This window comes from Pseudomonas sp. BYT-1 (assembly GCF_023611805.1).
Classification (GTDB): Bacteria; Pseudomonadota; Gammaproteobacteria; order Pseudomonadales; family Pseudomonadaceae; genus Aquipseudomonas; species Aquipseudomonas guariconensis.
The window spans coordinates 3,368,378-3,385,528 of sequence record NZ_CP072559.1 but is presented as its reverse complement, the minus strand read 5'-3'; the positions used below and the strand labels follow the sequence as shown (position 1 = coordinate 3,385,528).

Annotated in this window: 15 protein-coding genes; 8 read left to right on the top strand and 7 right to left on the bottom strand. The window is 64.0% G+C overall.

Features of this window, described 5'->3' with window-relative positions:
- Positions 1 to 141: 141 nt before the first annotated feature.
- The 3 genes from hydA (at position 142) to preA (ending at position 4,338) form a co-directional block, all read left to right on the top strand.
- A complete protein-coding gene (gene hydA / locus J5X93_RS15700; RefSeq protein ID WP_043206953.1) occupies positions 142 to 1,581 on the top strand; it encodes a dihydropyrimidinase in 1,440 nt (479 codons plus the stop codon).
- A gap of 114 nt (positions 1,582 to 1,695) precedes the next feature.
- Positions 1,696 to 3,063 (top strand): NAD(P)-dependent oxidoreductase, encoded by a 1,368-nt coding sequence (locus J5X93_RS15695; RefSeq protein ID WP_043206950.1) that lies wholly within the window; start codon positions 1,696 to 1,698, stop codon positions 3,061 to 3,063.
- On the top strand, positions 3,064 to 4,338 hold the full coding sequence (preA, locus tag J5X93_RS15690; RefSeq protein ID WP_043206949.1) for an NAD-dependent dihydropyrimidine dehydrogenase subunit PreA: 1,275 nt from the start codon (positions 3,064 to 3,066) through the stop codon (positions 4,336 to 4,338). It begins immediately after the preceding gene.
- Positions 4,339 to 4,483: 145 nt separating this feature from the next.
- Here preA and J5X93_RS15685 read toward each other — a convergent pair whose 3' ends face one another.
- The gene (locus tag J5X93_RS15685) at positions 4,484 to 5,104 is read right to left on the bottom strand and encodes a TetR/AcrR family transcriptional regulator (RefSeq protein WP_043206947.1); all 621 of its coding nucleotides are present in this window, start codon (positions 5,102 to 5,104) and stop codon (positions 4,484 to 4,486) included.
- A 223-nt stretch (positions 5,105 to 5,327) separates the two neighbouring features.
- Between J5X93_RS15685 and J5X93_RS15680 the strand changes: the two genes are divergently transcribed.
- Both J5X93_RS15680 and J5X93_RS15675 read left to right on the top strand, forming a co-directional pair.
- Positions 5,328 to 8,120, top strand: a complete 2,793-nt coding sequence (locus tag J5X93_RS15680; RefSeq protein WP_250033733.1) for an amino acid adenylation domain-containing protein — start codon at positions 5,328 to 5,330, stop codon at positions 8,118 to 8,120.
- Positions 8,121 to 8,185: 65 nt separating this feature from the next.
- On the top strand, positions 8,186 to 8,806 hold the full coding sequence (locus tag J5X93_RS15675) for a LysE family translocator (protein ID WP_182815346.1): 621 nt from the start codon (positions 8,186 to 8,188) through the stop codon (positions 8,804 to 8,806).
- A gap of 12 nt (positions 8,807 to 8,818) precedes the next feature.
- Here J5X93_RS15675 and J5X93_RS15670 read toward each other — a convergent pair whose 3' ends face one another.
- Complete coding sequence (locus J5X93_RS15670; RefSeq protein WP_090344811.1) at positions 8,819 to 10,153, bottom strand: ATP-binding protein; 1,335 nt, start codon at positions 10,151 to 10,153, stop codon at positions 8,819 to 8,821.
- Entirely contained in the window at positions 10,150 to 10,860 is a 711-nt protein-coding gene (locus J5X93_RS15665; RefSeq protein ID WP_502942704.1) for a response regulator, read from the bottom strand. Before J5X93_RS15665 ends, J5X93_RS15670 begins: the two co-directional genes overlap by 4 nt.
- A 161-nt stretch (positions 10,861 to 11,021) precedes the next feature.
- Here J5X93_RS15665 and J5X93_RS15660 point away from each other — a divergent pair, with 161 nt between their 5' ends.
- Positions 11,022 to 11,333, top strand: coding sequence for a hypothetical protein (locus J5X93_RS15660; RefSeq protein WP_182942960.1), 312 nt, complete (start codon positions 11,022 to 11,024; stop codon positions 11,331 to 11,333).
- A 39-nt stretch (positions 11,334 to 11,372) separates the two neighbouring features.
- Positions 11,373 to 12,041, top strand: coding sequence for a DUF3313 domain-containing protein (locus J5X93_RS15655; protein WP_182942961.1), 669 nt, complete (start codon positions 11,373 to 11,375; stop codon positions 12,039 to 12,041).
- Positions 12,042 to 12,116: 75 nt separating this feature from the next.
- On the opposite strand, the gene dkgB is transcribed toward J5X93_RS15655, so the two are convergent.
- The 3 genes from dkgB to J5X93_RS15640 all read right to left on the bottom strand — a co-directional run bounded on the left by dkgB (position 12,117) and on the right by J5X93_RS15640 (position 15,282).
- On the bottom strand, positions 12,117 to 12,920 hold the full coding sequence (gene dkgB / locus J5X93_RS15650) for a 2,5-didehydrogluconate reductase DkgB (RefSeq protein WP_043206934.1): 804 nt from the start codon (positions 12,918 to 12,920) through the stop codon (positions 12,117 to 12,119).
- A 231-nt stretch (positions 12,921 to 13,151) separates the two neighbouring features.
- Positions 13,152 to 13,646, bottom strand: a complete 495-nt coding sequence (locus tag J5X93_RS15645) for a DUF934 domain-containing protein (protein WP_070571600.1) — start codon at positions 13,644 to 13,646, stop codon at positions 13,152 to 13,154.
- Positions 13,630 to 15,282, bottom strand: coding sequence for a nitrite/sulfite reductase (locus J5X93_RS15640; protein ID WP_043206929.1), 1,653 nt, complete (start codon positions 15,280 to 15,282; stop codon positions 13,630 to 13,632). Before J5X93_RS15640 ends, J5X93_RS15645 begins: the two co-directional genes overlap by 17 nt.
- 217 nt (positions 15,283 to 15,499) lie before the next feature.
- Between J5X93_RS15640 and J5X93_RS15635 the strand changes: the two genes are divergently transcribed.
- A complete protein-coding gene (locus tag J5X93_RS15635; protein WP_182942963.1) occupies positions 15,500 to 16,582 on the top strand; it encodes an ABC transporter substrate-binding protein in 1,083 nt (360 codons plus the stop codon).
- A 265-nt stretch (positions 16,583 to 16,847) separates the two neighbouring features.
- On the opposite strand, the gene J5X93_RS15630 is transcribed toward J5X93_RS15635, so the two are convergent.
- The gene (locus J5X93_RS15630; protein ID WP_043206924.1) at positions 16,848 to 17,066 is read right to left on the bottom strand and encodes a DUF2970 domain-containing protein; all 219 of its coding nucleotides are present in this window, start codon (positions 17,064 to 17,066) and stop codon (positions 16,848 to 16,850) included.
- Positions 17,067 to 17,151: the final 85 nt, after the last annotated feature.

Genomic DNA, 17,151 nt, shown 5'->3' with positions numbered 1-17,151 from the left:
TTAATTTTTTGACCAAACCCGGATCAGCAACTAGATTCCAATCTTGTCAGGTCTGACAGGATTGCATGTTCCTTTCCAGGCCTAGGCCACATAACAATTTCAAGAACCGGCCTTGACCGGTCAGCCTGCGAGGAAAACGGCATGTCCCTGTTGATCCGTGGCGCCACCGTGGTTACGCATGAAGAACACTATCGCGCAGATGTCCTGTGCGCCGATGGCCTGATCCGCGCCATCGGGGAAAACCTCGACCCACCGGCCGACTGCGAGATTCTCGACGGCAGCGGCCAATACCTGATGCCAGGCGGCATCGACCCCCACACTCACATGCAGTTGCCGTTCATGGGCACGGTAGCCAGCGAGGACTTCTTCAGCGGCACGGCCGCAGGCCTTGCCGGTGGCACCACGTCGATCATCGACTTCGTCATCCCCAACCCGCAGCAATCGCTGCTGGAGGCTTTCCACACCTGGCGTGGCTGGGCGCAGAAATCCGCCGCCGACTATGGTTTTCATGTCGCCATTACCTGGTGGAGCGAGCAGGTGGCCGAAGAAATGGGCGAACTGGTCGCCCACCACGGGGTGAACAGCTTCAAGCACTTCATGGCCTACAAGAACGCCATCATGGCGGCCGACGACACCCTGGTGGCCAGCTTCGAACGTTGCCTGCAACTGGGGGCGGTGCCCACGGTGCATGCCGAGAACGGCGAGCTGGTGTTCCACTTGCAGCAGAAGTTGCTTGCCCAAGGCCTGACCGGGCCAGAAGCGCATCCGCTGTCGCGTCCCTCCCAGGTCGAGGGCGAAGCCGCCAGCCGCGCCATTCGCATCGCCGAGACGCTCGGGACACCGCTGTACCTGGTGCATGTCTCCAGCCGCGAAGCCCTGGATGAGATCACCTACGCCCGGGCCAAGGGCCAGCCGGTGTACGGCGAGGTGCTACCGGGCCATTTGCTGATCGACGACAGCGTCTACCGCGACCCTGACTGGGCCACGGCCGCAGGCTACGTGATGAGCCCGCCGTTCCGCCCGCGCGAACATCAGCAAGCGCTTTGGCGTGGGCTGCAATCGGGCAGTCTGCATACCACCGCGACAGACCATTGCTGCTTCTGCGCCGAGCAGAAGGCCATGGGCCGCAACGACTTCAGCCGCATTCCCAATGGCACCGCCGGCATCGAGGACCGCATGGCGGTGCTGTGGGACGCCGGCGTGAACAGCGGGCGCCTGTCGATGCACGAGTTCGTCGCGCTGACTTCCACCAACACCGCGAAGATCTTCAACCTGTTCCCGCGCAAGGGCGCCATTCGCGTTGGGGCCGATGCCGACCTGGTGCTCTGGGACCCCCAAGGCACACGCACGATTTCCGCCCAGACCCATCACCAGCGAGTGGACTTCAACATCTTCGAGGGGCGCACGGTCCGTGGCGTGCCCAGCCACACCATCAGCCAGGGCCGCGTGTGCTGGGCCGATGGCGATTTGCGCGCCGAGCCCGGGGCAGGGCGCTATGTGGAGCGTCCGGCCTACCCAGCGGTGTACGAAGTGCTGGGCCGACGTGCCGAGCAGCAGCGGCCGACGCCCGTCAGCCGCTGAGCCTGAGGGCTGCGCTGGCAGCCCTTCAGACACCACGAACTGCCGTTGACTGCCATCCCGAGAACGCCGGGCGGGTGACCGCCGCCCGGCCAATAAGAAAGAGAGGCTACAACCGTGATCGATGCCCTGAACCACTTGCCCAAGCCCCGGGCCAGCCGTGAGCAGCTGGCCGAGGCGTTCACCGATCTTGCACCTGCGCTGACGGCGCGCCAGGCTGCCGTGGAAAGCGCACGCTGCCTTTACTGCTACGACGCGCCTTGCGTCAATGCCTGTCCCAGCGAGATCGACATCCCCTCGTTCATCCGTCGCATTGCCGACGAGAACCTGCAGGGCGCTGCCGAGCGCATCCTTTCGGCCAACATCCTCGGTGGCAGCTGCGCCCGCGTCTGTCCGACCGAGATCCTCTGCCAGCAGGCCTGCGTACGCAACAACGCCCAGGAGTGCGCGCCAGTGCTGATCGGCCAGTTGCAGCGCTACGCGCTGGACAATGCAGGCTTCACCGGGCATCCGTTCCAGCGCTCACCGGCTACCGGCAAGCGCATTGCCGTGGTCGGCGCAGGGCCGGCCGGGCTTTCCTGCGCCCATCGCCTGGCCATGCAGGGCCACGATGTGGTGATCTTCGAAGCGCGGGAGAAGGCCGGTGGCCTCAATGAGTACGGCATCGCCCGCTACAAGCTGGTGGATGACTACGCCCAGCGCGAGGTCGAGTTCCTGCTCGGTATCGGCGGTATCGAAATCCGCCATGGCCAGGCGCTGGGAGCCAACCTCACCTTGACGGAGCTGCGTGGGCAGTACGATGCAGTGTTCCTCGGCCTGGGCCTTGGGGCCGTGCGCCAACTGGGCTTGCAGGATGAAGAGGCCCCAGGCGTGCTTGGCGCTACTGCATACATCCGCGAGTTGCGCCAGGCCAGCGATCTGACGCAACTGCCCGTGGCCGACCGCTGCCTGGTCATCGGTGCAGGCAACACCGCCATAGACATGGCGGTGCAGATGAGCCGCCTGGGCGCGCGGGACGTGAATCTGGTGTATCGCCGCGGCCAGGCCGACATGGGCGCGACCGGGCATGAGCAGGACATCGCCAAGGCCAACCAGGTGCGCCTGCATACCTGGGCCCGCCCCGACGCGGTGCTGCTCGATGACTGCGGCCGGGTGCGCGGCATGCGCTTTGCCCGCACGGCGCTGGTCGATGGGCGACTGACCGACACGGGTGAGACGTTCGAACTGGCCGCCGACGCCATCTTCAAGGCCATTGGCCAACGCTTCGACGATGCAAGCCTGGCCGATCCGCTGGCGGCGCAGCTGGAGCGCGACGGCGAGCGCATCCGCGTCGATGCGCAGATGCGCACCAGCCTGCCAGGCGTCTATGCCGGTGGCGACTGCACCGCGCTGGGCCAGGACTTGACTGTCCAGGCCGTGCAACATGGCAAACTGGCTGCCCAAGCCATCCATGCCGAACTCATGCTCAACGTGGAGGCTGCGTAAATGGCCGACTTGTCTATCGTCTTCGCCGGCATCAAGGCGCCTAATCCTTTCTGGCTGGCCTCCGCGCCGCCCACCGACAAGGCCTACAACGTGGTGCGCGCCTTCGAGGCCGGTTGGGGCGGGGTGGTATGGAAGACCCTCGGCGAGGACCCTGCGGCGGTCAACGTGTCGTCGCGCTACTCCGCGCACTACGGCCCCAACCGCCAGGTGCAGGGCATCAACAACATCGAGCTGATCACCGACCGCTCGCTGGAGATCAACCTGCGCGAGATCACTCAGGTGAAGAAAGACTGGCCTGACCGCGCATTGATCGTGTCGCTGATGGTGCCCTGCGTGGAGGAGTCCTGGAAATTCATCCTGCCGCTGGTGGAGGCCACGGGCGCCGACGGTATCGAGCTGAACTTCGGTTGCCCCCATGGCATGCCGGAACGGGGCATGGGTGCGGCGGTCGGCCAAGTGCCGGAGTACGTGGAGATGGTCACCCGCTGGTGCAAGACCCATTGCTCGCTGCCGGTGATCGTCAAGCTCACGCCCAACATCACCGACATACGCCAGTCAGCCCGCGCCGCCCATCGTGGCGGAGCGGACGCGGTGTCGCTGATCAACACCATCAACTCCATCACCAGTGTCGACCTTGATCGGATGGTCGCGCATCCGATCGTGGGCGAGCAGAGCACCCATGGCGGTTACTGCGGTTCGGCGGTCAAGCCGATTGCGTTGAACATGGTGGCCGAGATCGCGCGGGATCCGCAGACGCGCGGCCTGCCGATCTGCGGCATCGGCGGTATCGGCAACTGGCGGGACGCCGCGGAGTTCGTCGCCTTGGGCTGTGGCGCGGTGCAGGTGTGCACGGCAGCGATGCTGCACGGTTTCCGTATTGTCGAGGACATGAAAGATGGCCTGTCGCGTTGGATGGACCAGCACGGCCATCACAGCCTGGAGGCCTTCCGCGGTCTGGCGGTGGGGCACACGACCGACTGGAAGTACCTGGACATGAATTACCAGGTTGTGGCCCACATCGACCAGCAGGCCTGCATCGGCTGCGGTCGCTGCCACATCGCCTGCGAGGACACCTCGCACCAGGCCATCGCCAGCACCCTCAAGGCCGACGGCACCCATGCCTACAGCGTGATCGACAAGGAATGCGTAGGCTGCAACCTGTGCCAGATCACTTGCCCGGTGGAGGGCTGCATCGACATGGTGGCGCAGGACACCGGCAAGCCCTACCTCAACTGGACCCAGGATCCGCGCAATCCCTATCGCGAGGCCAGTTGATCCCTGGCCGGCCGGACGTGAGCTTGGGGCTGCTGCGCAGCCCATCGCAGGCTGTCGCCAGTTCCCACGGTTAAACAGCAAGATCTGTGGGCGCTGGCGACAGCCTGCGATGGGGCGCGTATCGGCACCAGGGGCAGCAATGGGATCAGGGCTCCAGGCCGATGCCGCGCAGGATCACGCAGGTCACGGTCTGCACGGCCCGCTCGAAGGCCGGGTCTGACAGCGGCTCGCCGCCATTGAGCAGCGTCACCTGATAGCCGAAGTCGGCGTAGTGCTGGGTCGCGGCCCAGATCATGTACAGCAGTGCCGAAGGCTCCACCGGCAGGATACGTTTTTCCTCCACCCAGCGTCGGATCTTGGCTTCCTTCATCAGCGCCCAGGGCACCAAGTCGTCGTCCAGGCTGGCGCCGAGCAGGGGCGCGCCATGCAGGATCTCTTCGGCCCAGACTTTCGAGCCCAGCGGCCGCGAGCGCGAATGACCCATCTTTGCGCGAATGTAGCTGGTCAGTACCACCCGCGGATCCTCGAAGCGCTCGAAGCAAAGGGCGTCCTGCTTCCACACTTCCAGCAGATCGCGCAGCACTGCCTGGTACAGCTCGTCCTTGGTGCTGAAGTAGTAGTGCAGGTTGGAGCGGGGCAGTTCGGCTTGCTCGGCGATATCGCCCATGGAGGTGCCGGCGTAGCCTTTTTCGGCAAATACCTTTTCGGCGGCCTGCAGGATCTTTTCGACGTTGCGTCGACGGATCTCGATCTTGTGGTTGGTCATAGCCTGTCCATTGCAACCTTCGCCCGCCAAGGCTAACAGCTTTACAGGGCACGGCCCAAAGCGAATGCACGACCTGCAAGCCTCTGGTTGGCATCTATGGCCACTGTGCACTACCGTTCAAGCAACGGGGCCTGCGCCATTTATCGCTTTCTTTGATGCCCAGACCACGAATCAACGTTGTCAGGACGACGTCACTCGTTTGGCTTACGGAGTAGACAAGCAAATGCAGGATGTCCGTCCGAACCCGCGTCTTCCCTTGGCCCACGATGCTGGGCAGCCGATCTTCATGGACTTTTTGCAGCAGGCTCAGCGCTCGCCGCAGGCGCCTGCCATTGTTTCCGAGCATGGCATCTGTACTTTTCTTGAGCTTGAGGCGATCAGCCGGGGTATTGCAGCGTTGCTGATCGAAAGCGGGGTGCATCAAGGCGATCGCGTCGTGATCGTTTCGAGCCGGTGCGCGGGGCTGGTCTACGCCATGCTCGGTGCCTCGCGGGCGGGCGCGATCTTCACGGTGGCCGACACGGCCTACCCGAAGGCGCGTATCGCTCAGATCCTGCATACGCTGCAACCTGCCTTCGTCTTGTTGGCCGGGGCGGCGCAGCTTGACCTCGATGACGCGTCCATTCGGGTGGAACGGGTGCCGGAGCCGGCAGCTGAGGCCCTGGCGCGCTTTGCCCATCACCAACAGCAGTTGCCGTTGGTCGATCCTGATCAACCGGCCTATATCACCTTTACGTCCGGCAGCACTGGCGAGCCCAAGGGCGTGGTGACGACCCACGCGCCATTGGTGCACTTCATCGGCTGGCATGTTCGCCAGCATGGATTTTCCCAAGAAGACTGCTTCTCGCTGCTCTCCGGGCTGGGCCATGACCCGGTGTACCGGGATGTGTTCACGCCGCTGTCCATCGGTGCCAGGGTTGCGATCCCTGCACAGACCACAGTGATCGACCCGACTGCACTGGCGGCCTGGCTGCAGGCCCAGGCGGTCTCGGTGGTTCACCTCACACCGCCCCTGGGCAAGCTGATCGAGACCGGCGCCAGGCTCGGCGGCATCAGGCTCGATGCGCTGCGCTACCTGTTCTGGGGCGGCGAAGCGCTGGGCAGCGCCCTGTATGGGCAAATACGCGAAATCGCCCCCAACGCCTGCTGCGTCAACTTCTACGGCACCACCGAAACGCCCCAGGCCATGGCGTACCACCGGATCGATCCGGGCGCCGACCACAGCAGGATCCCCCTGGGCAAAGGCATCGATGGCGCGCAGCTGCTGGTCGTGGATGACGCTAACCAACTGGCCGGGCAAGGGCAGGTTGGCGAGATCCTGATCCGCAGCCCCTATCTGTCCCAGGGGTACTGGGGCGATACGGTCCAGACCCGCCAACGCTATGTGCCCAACCCCTTCACCCAGGCCGAAGACGACCTGTGCTACCGCACCGGTGACCTGGGCAGTTACGGTGCCGACGGCAGCGTCACGTTCCTTGGCCGTGGAGACAGCCAGGTCAAGATACGTGGGCACCGGATCGAACTGGCGGAGATCGAAGCGGTGTTGGCCCGGCACCCGCAGCTCAGGCAATGCGTGGTGCTGGCCGACACCGAAGGCCCCAGTACCAAGCTGGTGGCCTATTGCGTTGCCAACGACGCAGCGTCCTCCCAGGCGCTGCGCGAGTACGCTGCCAGCCAATTGCCGGACTACATGGTGCCGGCGTTGTTCGTGATGCTCCAGGCGATTCCGATCACGCCGAACGGCAAGGTCGACAAGCGTGCCTTGCAGGCGCTGCGCGGCGACATCGAGGCGAGCACCGTGCAGGCAAACCAGGCGCTGTCGCCGGTGGCGCAAAAGCTGGTCAGCGCCTGGTCAGAAATCCTGCAGACGCCTGAGATCGACCCGAACCTGTCATTCGTCGAACTGGGCGGCGATTCACTGTCGTTCGTCCAGGCCTCGATGGTGCTGGAGACGCTTATCGGCCCGCTACCGGCGCAATGGGAGCTCAAGCCGATCCATGAGCTGTGTCAGCTAAGTGCCACGCGGCCAGCGGCCAGGCCTATGATCCGCGCCGTGGAGATCCCGGTGCTGTTGCGGGTGCTGTCGATCCTGCTGATCGTCATCGGGCATTTTCACGGTGGCTCGGGTTGGCCGATCGTGGGCGAAACGTCGGTGTTGTTCGCGGTGTCCGGGCTTGCCCTGGCGCGGTTTCAACTCAAGGCCATCGACGACTATGGCAGCGTGCGCACGCTGATTCGCTCGATCGCCGTCATCGTGGTGCCGACCCTGCTCTATACGCTGTTGACCCAGGTCGTGTTCGGCAACGTGCACTGGCAGGCTTTCTTGCTGATCGCGAACTGGTACCCGCCAGCGGTCACCGGAGGTTTTTCGTATTGGTACATCGAGCTGCTGGTGCAGATGCTGGCGATCATGGCGGTGGTGCTGTCGTTCGCCCGGGTCAGGGCGCTGATCATGGCGGCGCCGTTTCGCGTGCTGCTGGCCGGCGCCTGCGCGGCGGCCGTGGCGGGCCTGTTGATCGATGCCTATATCTTCGATGCAAGTGCGCTCTACAACCGCGTGCCCCAGCATTACCTTGCGGTCCTGGTGCTGGGCATGGCGATTCATTTTGCCCGGACCACGCCGCAGAAATGGCTGGCCAGCGCGGTGGTGGTGCTCGTGCTGGGCGGGCAGCGTGTGGTGGATGTGCTGGCGCATGGGGTGGACTTCAGCCAATACGTCGATGTGGCCATCCCGGCGGTGCTGACGATGATTTGGTGGCGCGCCGTTCCCCTGCCTGACCTCATTGCCCGTGGGGCTGCCTTGATCGCATCCTCGACGCTGTTCATCTACCTGACCCACTATCAGTTCCAGTCCGTCGCGCGCCGTCTGGGCGATGTGCCGGGGCTCGATGTGGTTCTGGCCATCGTCGGCGGGATCGCTGTGGCTTATGCCTGGAACAAAGCCGTCCGCTTCGTCTCGATGCGCTGGAGTGGCGGCGCCAAGCGCAGCGCGGAAAAGTTCGAGCGCGTCCTGTGACGGGGCTGTGCGGGGGCTGACTGGCCTGCTAACGTGCCCACTTGCACCTGCACAGGCCTCGCCCCATGCCCGTCGTCGACAACCTGATCGCCTTCACCTTCGCCGCCACGGTGCTGACCCTCACGCCGGGCCTGGACACCGCATTGATTTTGCGTACAGCCACGGTGGAGAGCCGCACCCAAGCCATGCGCGCCGCCTTGGGCATCAACGCAGGCTGCCTGCTGTGGGGCGCTGCGGTGGCATTCGGGCTCGGGGCCCTGATTGCGGTCTCGGAGCTGGCCTACAACCTGCTGAAATACTGCGGCGCGGCCTACCTGGCTTACCTGGGGCTGAACATGCTGTTGCGCCCGCGCCAGGCCTTTTCGGCTGCCGGCGAACAGGCCAGGCCTGTGGCCAACTGGTTTCTCAAGGGCATGATGGGCAACCTGCTCAACCCCAAGGTCGGCATCTTCTATGTGTCCTTCTTGCCTCAGTTCATCCCCCAAGGCGAGCCGCTGGTGGCCTGGACCTTCGGCCTGGTCGGGATCCATGTGGTGCTGGGGCTGCTCTGGGCGAGCGCCCTGATCGCCGCGACCCAGCCGCTGGCGACGGTGCTGCGCCGGGGCCCGGTGATCCAATGGATGGACCGCACCACCGGGCTGATCTTCGTTGCCTTCGCCGCGCGTCTGGCCTTGAGCAGGCGCTGAGCAGCACGCAGTTCAGCGGCGCACGGGAAGCACCACCTGCGCCAGCAATCCGCCGCTGTCGCGATTGCGCAGGGTCAGCTCGCCGCCCTGTTCGCGAACGATCGCCCGCGCCGCCGAAAGCCCCAGGCCAACGCCACCGGTGTCACGGTTGCGCGAGGCCTCCAGGCGAAAGAACGGGGCGAACACCTGCTCCAGCGCGGCCTCGGGAATCCCTGGCCCTTCGTCGCTGACATCGATGCGCACCGCCTGATCGTCCTGGGTCAGGGTAATGGCCGGGTTTCGTCCGTACTTGAGGGCGTTTTCCAGCAGGTTGACGACCACCCGCTTGATGCCCAGCGGACGCCCCAGGTACACCAGGTGGGCGGGGCCCGTGAAGTCGACGGCGATGTCCTGGTCGCGGTAGTCGTCGACGATGGTGTGCAAAAGCTCGGAGAGATCGAACGCGGTGCTGGGCTCGCGCTGGGTGTCTTCGCGAAAGAACGCCAAAGCGGCGTTGATCATCGACTGCATTTCCTCGACATCGCGAATGAGCTTGCGCTGGTGATCCAGGTCTTCCATGAACTCGCTGCGCAGGCGCATGCGTGTGAGCGGGGCGCGCAGGTCGTGGGAGATCGAGGCGAGCATGTGGGTGCGTTCTGCGACGAAATGCTGGATCTGCGCCTGCATGGTATTGAAGGCGATGATCGCCTGGCGGATTTCCTCGGGGCCTTGCACCTCGATGGGCGGGGCGCGCAGGTCATCGCCGAAGCGCCGCGCCGCGCTGGCGAAGCGCTGCAAGGGACCTGCCAGCTGGCGCGTGGCGATCCAGGCCACCAGCAGGGTGGCCACCAGGCCGAGGGCGATGATCACGGCGATGCGCACGTTAGCGCGCAAGCCCCAGCTGCGTTCGGGCGGGGTGAAGGACAGCCAGCTGCGGTCCTGAAGCTGAACCAGCGCCACGTAACGGGCCTGAGGGCTATCGCCGGGCCAGTCGTCGGGGGTGAAGATGTCGATTTCCCGGCCATCGCCCAGCAATCGGTGCAGCACCGGCACCTGGCCTGCATCGAGCCGTGCGCCGTCGCTGGGCAGCTGGAAGTCGGCGCGCTGCGCATTCCAGGCCACCCGCAGCATGGGGTTGCTGGCGGCGCTTGCCAATTGCGCTCGCAGCGGCGCAGGCGCAGCTTCGATCACCCGGGTGGTCGAGGCGATCTGCTCCAGCAGGCCGGTGCGTTCGATGGGCGGGCGCGCCCAGGTGCCGGCGACCTGGACGAACAGGGCGTTGAGGGCCAGCGAGGCGAGCATCGCGGCGACGATGGTCAGGGCGATGCGGCGCCTGAGGGTGTCGCGACGCAGCAGTGGCTCGATCATGAGCGGGTGACCTTGGCCGTGAACAGGTAGCCACCGTTGCGCACCGTGCGGATCAGTTCGGGGCGTTTGCTGTCCGGCTCGATCTTGCGCCGCAGGCGGCTGACCTGCACGTCGATGCTGCGGTCGAACGCCTCATGGCCCTGGCCGTGGGCCAGGTCGATCAACTGCTCGCGGGTGAGGATGCGCTGGGGGTGTTCGAGAAACACCACCAGCAAGTCGAACTCGCCACCGGACAAGGGCACCATCACGCCCTCGGAGGAGCGCAATTCGCGGCAGGTGATATCCAGGTGCCAACCTGCAAAGTGGATGACCGGCCGTGTCGGTTCGCCTGCCGGGAGGTTTGGCTGGCCGATGCGTCGCTGCAGCGCGCGAACCCGGGCGAGCAACTCGCGCGGTGCAAAGGGTTTGGTCAGGTAGTCGTCCGCACCGAGCTCCAGGCCCACGATGCGATCGCTCAGCTCGGCCATGGCGGTGAGCATGATGATCGGAATACCGGTCTGGGCATGGACCTTCTGGCACAGGCTCAGGCCGTTTTCCCCGGGCAGCATCAGGTCGAGGATCACGGTGTCGGGCCGCTGCGCCGCAATCGCCGCCCACATGGCCTCGCCGTCGGCTGCGACGTCCACCTCATAGGCGTGCTGAACGAAGAATTTCTTCAGCAGGGTCAGGATTTCCACGTCGTCGTCGACGATCAGCAATCGGCTCACGTTCACAGGGTCCAGGGCTAGAAAGGGCGGTATCTAAAACCATTCTGCTGCTTGGGTCATTTATTTCAATCGAGCAACATTCCTTCAGGCCTGACATCAAGCGGACATCCTCTGGCAAAACGCCTTGGGTACTTTGCACGCCTTCGTTTTTGGGGGCTTGCATGAAGGATTTGAGCAACAGGTACACCACCGATCAGGGCGCGGCTGCACGCCCGTTGATCCTGGCCCAACGCACCACCGCGCCAGGGCAGGATGCACCGATTCTGTTCCAGCAGTCCTGCCTGGGCGTGGCCGAGGATCAAGAGCGCATCGTCCTGCGTCGCTATTTCGAGCGCTACAGCCCGGACAGCGGACATTGGGTGCAATACGTCCACTCGATCCCCACGGCCGATTTCATCCAGTGGATCATGACCCATGGCCAGTTGCACATCGAATGCTCGGACAACACCCCGGACACCCACGGCCACGCCTGAGCGGCGCCGGCCATCGAGCAGAACAAGGACCTTTGATTGATGAAAAAGCATCGCTCGCTGCCGCTGGTGCTGGCGGCCACCCTGAGCTTGTCGGCATGCAGCAGCAAGACCGTCAGCCCCAAGATGTACACAGGGTTTCTGAAGGACTACAGCCAGTTGGCGCCGCACCAATCACCCTCGGGCCAGCAGGTGTCGAGCTGGGTCAGCCCGGCGCTCAAGACCGGTCGCTACAAACAGGTGTACCTGGAACCGAGCCAGTTCTATCCGCGGCCTGAGTCGACCGAGCGGATCCCCCGCAGCACCTTGATCAACGTCACCGGCTACTACGATGCGGCGCTGAGGCTGGAGTTGGGAAAAGTCGTCCCCCTGGCCTCCAAGCCTGGCCCGGACACGCTGGTCGTCAGGCCTGCCATCACCCGGATCGCCACCTCCACCCAAGGCCTGCGCTTCTATGAGTGGCTGCCGGTCACGCTGGTGGCCGCTGGCGTGAGTGCGGCGACGGGGATACGCGACCAGGACAGCGAGATCGCCACCGAGGTGTCCTTCGAGGACGGCGAAACCGGCGCGGTCGTCGCCGAGCTGGTGCGCAAGGGCACGGGTGTACCGCTGGACAATGACAAGCAGGTCTTGACCGCGCACAACGTCAAGGCAGTGCTCGATGGCTGGGCGGGTGACCTGCGTACGGCCTATTCGGCGCGTCTTCAGTAGAAACTCTTGCGCGGGATGAACGAAAGGGCTGCGTAGCAGCCCTTTGTTTTTGCATCGGTAGACGTTTGCCGTGGCTCAGTCCCAGATCGGCGCCAGGCCGTCAGGGCTGACCTCGCGTCCGTTGCGCTCGAGCTTGGCGATGCGCGCCATGTCCTCGTCGTCCAGGCGCAGGTCTCGGGCAAGCAGGTTGCTGGCCAGGTTCTCGGGCTTGGTGGAGGAGGGGATGACCGCATAGCCCAGCTGCATCGCCCAGGCCAGCGCGACTTGTGCGACGGTCGCCTTGTGCTTGGCGGCGATGTCGGCCAGCACAGGGTCCTTGAGCACCTTGCCGTAGGCCAGGGTCATGTAGGACGTGACGGTGATGCCTTGCTCCTTGAGGAATGCTGCGAGCTTGGTGTTCTGCAGGTACGGGCTGAGTTCGATCTGGTTGGTGGCGATCTCGCCCTTGCCGACCACCTCGATGGCCTGGCGGGTCAGTTCGATGTTGAAGTTGGAGACGCCGATCTGACGCGTCAGGCCTTGCTTCTTGGCGTCGGCCAGGGCGGTCATGTATTCGCGCAGTTCGACGCCGTTGCCGGGGGCTGGCCAGTGGATCAGCAGCAGGTCGACATGATCGGTGCGCAGCTTCGCCAGGCTCTCGCGCAGGCTCGGGATCAGCTTGTCGGCGGCATAGTTGTCGACCCAGATCTTGGTGGTGATGAACAGCTCGTCACGCGGTACGCCGCTCTCGAAGATCGCCTGGCCCACGTCGGCTTCGTTGCCGTAGATCTGCGCGGTATCGATGACGCGGTAGCCCAGCTCGAGGGCGGACTTGACCGAGTCGATGACGGCTTGACCGGTGAGGCGGAAGGTGCCGAGGCCGAAAGAGGGAATGCTCATTGATCTGCTCCTGGTAAGTGTGGCAAGGATCGAACCCAGAGATAGTGTGGCCCGGAATCGATCGAGTGAGACCAGTGTGCGGATTTACCGAAGATTGATTAAGACGCCGGTGAACCAAGGTCATTTGACTTCAAATCATCAATGGCCGGTGGCGCGTGCGTGAGGCAGGGGCAATGGGCGAAAACGACACGGCCCGCCAAAGGGCGGGCCGGTCGGTGCTGGTTGTGACGATCAACGGCGGCGGAACAGCGGCAGCGGCTCGTCGGTGGCGCCCTGGTAGGTCACCGAGAAGTCCTTCAGGCTCTGCAGCGCGTCTTCTGGGTCCTTGTCCGCGCGGATGGCGAAGGCGTCGAAACCGCAGCGGGCCATATAGAACAGCTGGTCGCGCAGCACGTCGCCAATGGCGCGCAGCTCGCCTTTGAACTTGTAGCGGTCCCGTAGCAGGCGCGCGTTGGAGTAGTTGCGCCCGTCGGTGAAGGCCGGGAAGTTCAAGGCGATGACCTGGAAGGCATCCACGTCTTCGCCGATCTCTTCGGCTTCTTCGTCGCTGTCCAGCCATACACCCAGGCCGCCGTCGCGTGCCTTGAGGGCATGGGCGTGGTCACGCCACATTTGCAGCGGGACGATGTAGTCGTCGCAGTTGGTCAGCTCGTCGAACGAGGTGCCTTTGGGCAGCAGGTGCCAGGTTTCGTCGACCAGTTGGTTGTTTTTAATGATTCGCTGCATAGACGCGTTCCTTGAAGGGGTCGATGCCAATACGCTGGTAGGTGTCGATGAAGCGCTCGTCTTCGGTACGCTGTTCCACGTACACGTCGATCAGCTTCTCGATCACATCGGCCATTTCGTCCTGGGCGAAGGAGGGACCGAGGATCTTGCCCAGGCTCGCATCGCGCGCGGCGTTGCCACCCAGGGAGACCTGGTAGAACTCTTCGCCTTTCTTGTCCACACCGAGGATGCCGATGTGGCCAACGTGGTGGTGACCACAGGCGTTCATGCAACCGGAGATGTTCAGGTCGATCTCGCCGATGTCGAACAGGTAGTCCAGGTCGTCGAAGCGGCGCTGGATGGATTCGGCGATCGGGATCGACTTGGCGTTGGCCAGCGAGCAGTAGTCGCCGCCCGGGCAGCAGATGATGTCGGTCAAAAGGCCGACGTTCGGCGTGGCGAAGCCCTGTTCGCGCAGCTCCAGCCAGAGGGCGTGCAGTTGGCGCTGCTCGACGTCGGCCAGGATGATGTTCTGCTCGTGGGAGGTGCGCAGGAAGCCGAAGCTGTAACGCTCGGCAAGGTCGGCCACGGCGTCGAGCTGCTTGTCGCTGATATCGCCCGGGGCAACGCCGGTGGGCTTGAGTGACAGGGTGACAGCGACATAGCCGGGCTTCTTGTGGGCGCGGGTGTTGCGTGAGCGCCAGCGGGCGAAGCCTGGGTATTGCTCGTCCAGCGAGGCGTAGTCGACGTTGTCCAGGGCCAGGTAGGCCGGGTCGACGAAGTGGCGCGACACGCGCTGCAACTCGGCTTCGGTCAGGGTGGTCGGGCCGCCACGCAGGTGGGCCATCTCGGCCTCGACCTTCTCGGCGAACACTTCCGGGGTCAGGGCCTTGACCAGGATCTTGATCCGCGCCTTGTACTTGTTGTCACGGCGGCCGTAACGGTTGTACACGCGCAGGATGGCGTCCAGGTAGCTGATCAGGTCTTGCCAGGGCAGGAATTCATTGATGAACGAGCCGACCACAGGAGTACGGCCCAGGCCGCCGCCGACCAGTACACGGAAGCCCAGCTCACCGGCCTCGTTGTACACCGGCTCCAGGCCGATATCGTGGACTTCGATGGCGGCGCGGTCTTCCTTCGAGCCGTTGATGGCGATCTTGAACTTGCGCGGCAGGTAGGCGAATTCCGGATGGAAGGTGGTCCACTGGCGGACGATTTCGCACCACGGGCGTGGGTCGATCACTTCATCGGCGGCGACGCCGGCGAATTGGTCGGTGGTGGTGTTGCGCAGGCAGTTGCCGCTGGTCTGGATCGCGTGCATCTGCACGGTGGCCAGCTCTGCCAGGATGTCCGGAATGTCCTCGAGTGCCGGCCAGTTGTACTGGACGTTCTGGCGGGTACTGATGTGGGCGTAGCCCTTGTCGTAGTCACGGGCGATCTTCGCCAGTACGCGGACTTGGCGTGCGTTCAGCTGGCCATAGGGCACGGCGACACGCAGCATGGGCGCAAAACGTTGGATATACAGGCCGTTCTGCAGGCGCAGAGGGCGGAATTCTTCTTCGCTCAGCTCACCGGCCAGGTAGCGGCGGGTCTGATCCCGGAACTGCTTGACGCGGTCCTCGATGATCCGCTGGTCGTACTCGTCGTATACGTACATATAAGTCCTGTCTCAGGCTGCAGGCAGCTATTCGCGCGCACGGCCGCGCACTCCGCTTCGGAGCCGGAGCACGATATCAGGTTGTGTTTATGCGCTAAAGTGATGTTTTTGCATATGAAAAGAACCAATAGGACTAAGTGAGATCCACTGGCATTTGCCCGCCTTCAGGCCCCGTCCGTTTATACTCGCGCGTTTGTTTCGCAACGGATGTCATCGAATGCTCAAGGCCTTGTGCCAGGCCCTGTCGCTGAGCTTGCTCCTGGCAGCAGCGAACGCGCAGGCCGCCTCCGTGGTGTTCCTCAACCCGGGCTTTTCCCATGAGGCTTTCTGGGTCGGCTACTCGCGCTTCATGCAGGCGGCCGCGCAGGAGCTGGGCATGGACTTGCGCATCGAATACAGCGAGCGGCGCACGGACCTGGCGCTGGCCCAGGCCCGCGCGGTGCTGACCGGGCCCCAGCGCCCGGACTACCTGGTCTTGGTCAACGAGCAATACCTGGCCCCGGAAATCATCCGCCTGGCACAGGGGCTTGGCGTCAAGTTGTTCCTGGTCAACAACGGCCTGACCGAAACCCAGGCGCGCGGCATTCAGGCTCAGCCGGACCGCTATGCGCAGGTGCTGGGCACCCTGACTGCCAACGACGAGCAGGCGGGCTACCAGATGCTGCGGCAGATGGTTGCCATGCTGCCGCCAGGTCCGGGACCGGTGGACCTGGTGGCGTTCGCCGGGGTCAAGACCACCCCGGCCTCCCAATTGCGCGAGCAAGGCATGCGCCAAGCCCTGGCGGACTTCCCCCAGGTGCGCCTGCGCCAGGTGGTCTATGGCGGCTGGAGTCGCAAGCGCGCCTATGAACAGGCCCAGTTGCTGGCAGAGCGCTATCCGGATACGCAGTTGGTGTGGTCTGCCAACGACGAGATGGCTTTCGGTGCCATGCAGGCATTTGAAGAGAAGGGACGCACGCCTGGGCGTGATGTGATCTTCGGCGCCATCAACAGCTCTCCCGAAGCGCTGCGCGCGCGAATCGATGGGCGTCTGAGTGTGCTGATGGGCGGGCATTTCACTTTGGGCGGCTGGGCCATGGTGATGTTGCATGACGATGCCTTGGGGCTGGCGATCAATCGTGATGGTCTGCAAGCGCACACGATGCCGGTGTTGCAGTCCTTCGACCAGGCCAAGGCCCGCCGCTGGCTCAAGTTGCTTGAAAGCTGCGACGACATGGGGGTGGATTTTCTGCGCTACAGCGCAGAAGGGCGACCGGAAGGTTTTCGTTATCCGTTTTTGGCCAAGCCTGTCGACTATTGAAAGACCTTGCTTGAGAGAAGGCCATTGCTGGGCTTAACTGCTGGTTGAAGTGCATTCCCATAACCACTACAAGAGGCAATGCAATGGGAAACTCGACCAAGTTGCGCAAAGCTGACAGCACTGTCGACGCCTGGGCGATCCTCTGCCTGATCGTCCTGGTCGTCGTGGCCGCCGTGTATTGGGTCAGCCACCAATAGCGCCGATCTTCAGACCTTGAGCAAACCGGAACCGCCCGCGGAAGGGATATCCGCGGGCGGCTTGCGTTCTAGCGGGCGGTCAGGTGCATGGCCAATTGCACCAGGCCGATCAGTGCGAGGATGAACACCAGGGTGAACAAGGTGCCCAGTGCGATGAAGTGACTGGCCTTGCCATGGGTGAAGTCGCGCGCGCGGTTCTTGCCGCTCTGCACGCCGAAGGCGGCGGCGAGGATGCTGTGAAGCATCTGCCAGAAGGTGGGCGGTTTGCCGGGGTCGTTGTCATCCATGAAGGGCTCCTGAAAACAGAGACAATCACACGACAGTGTAGACAGGCCTGTGGACGCTGCGCAGGTCTTCGCGGGTAAACCCGCT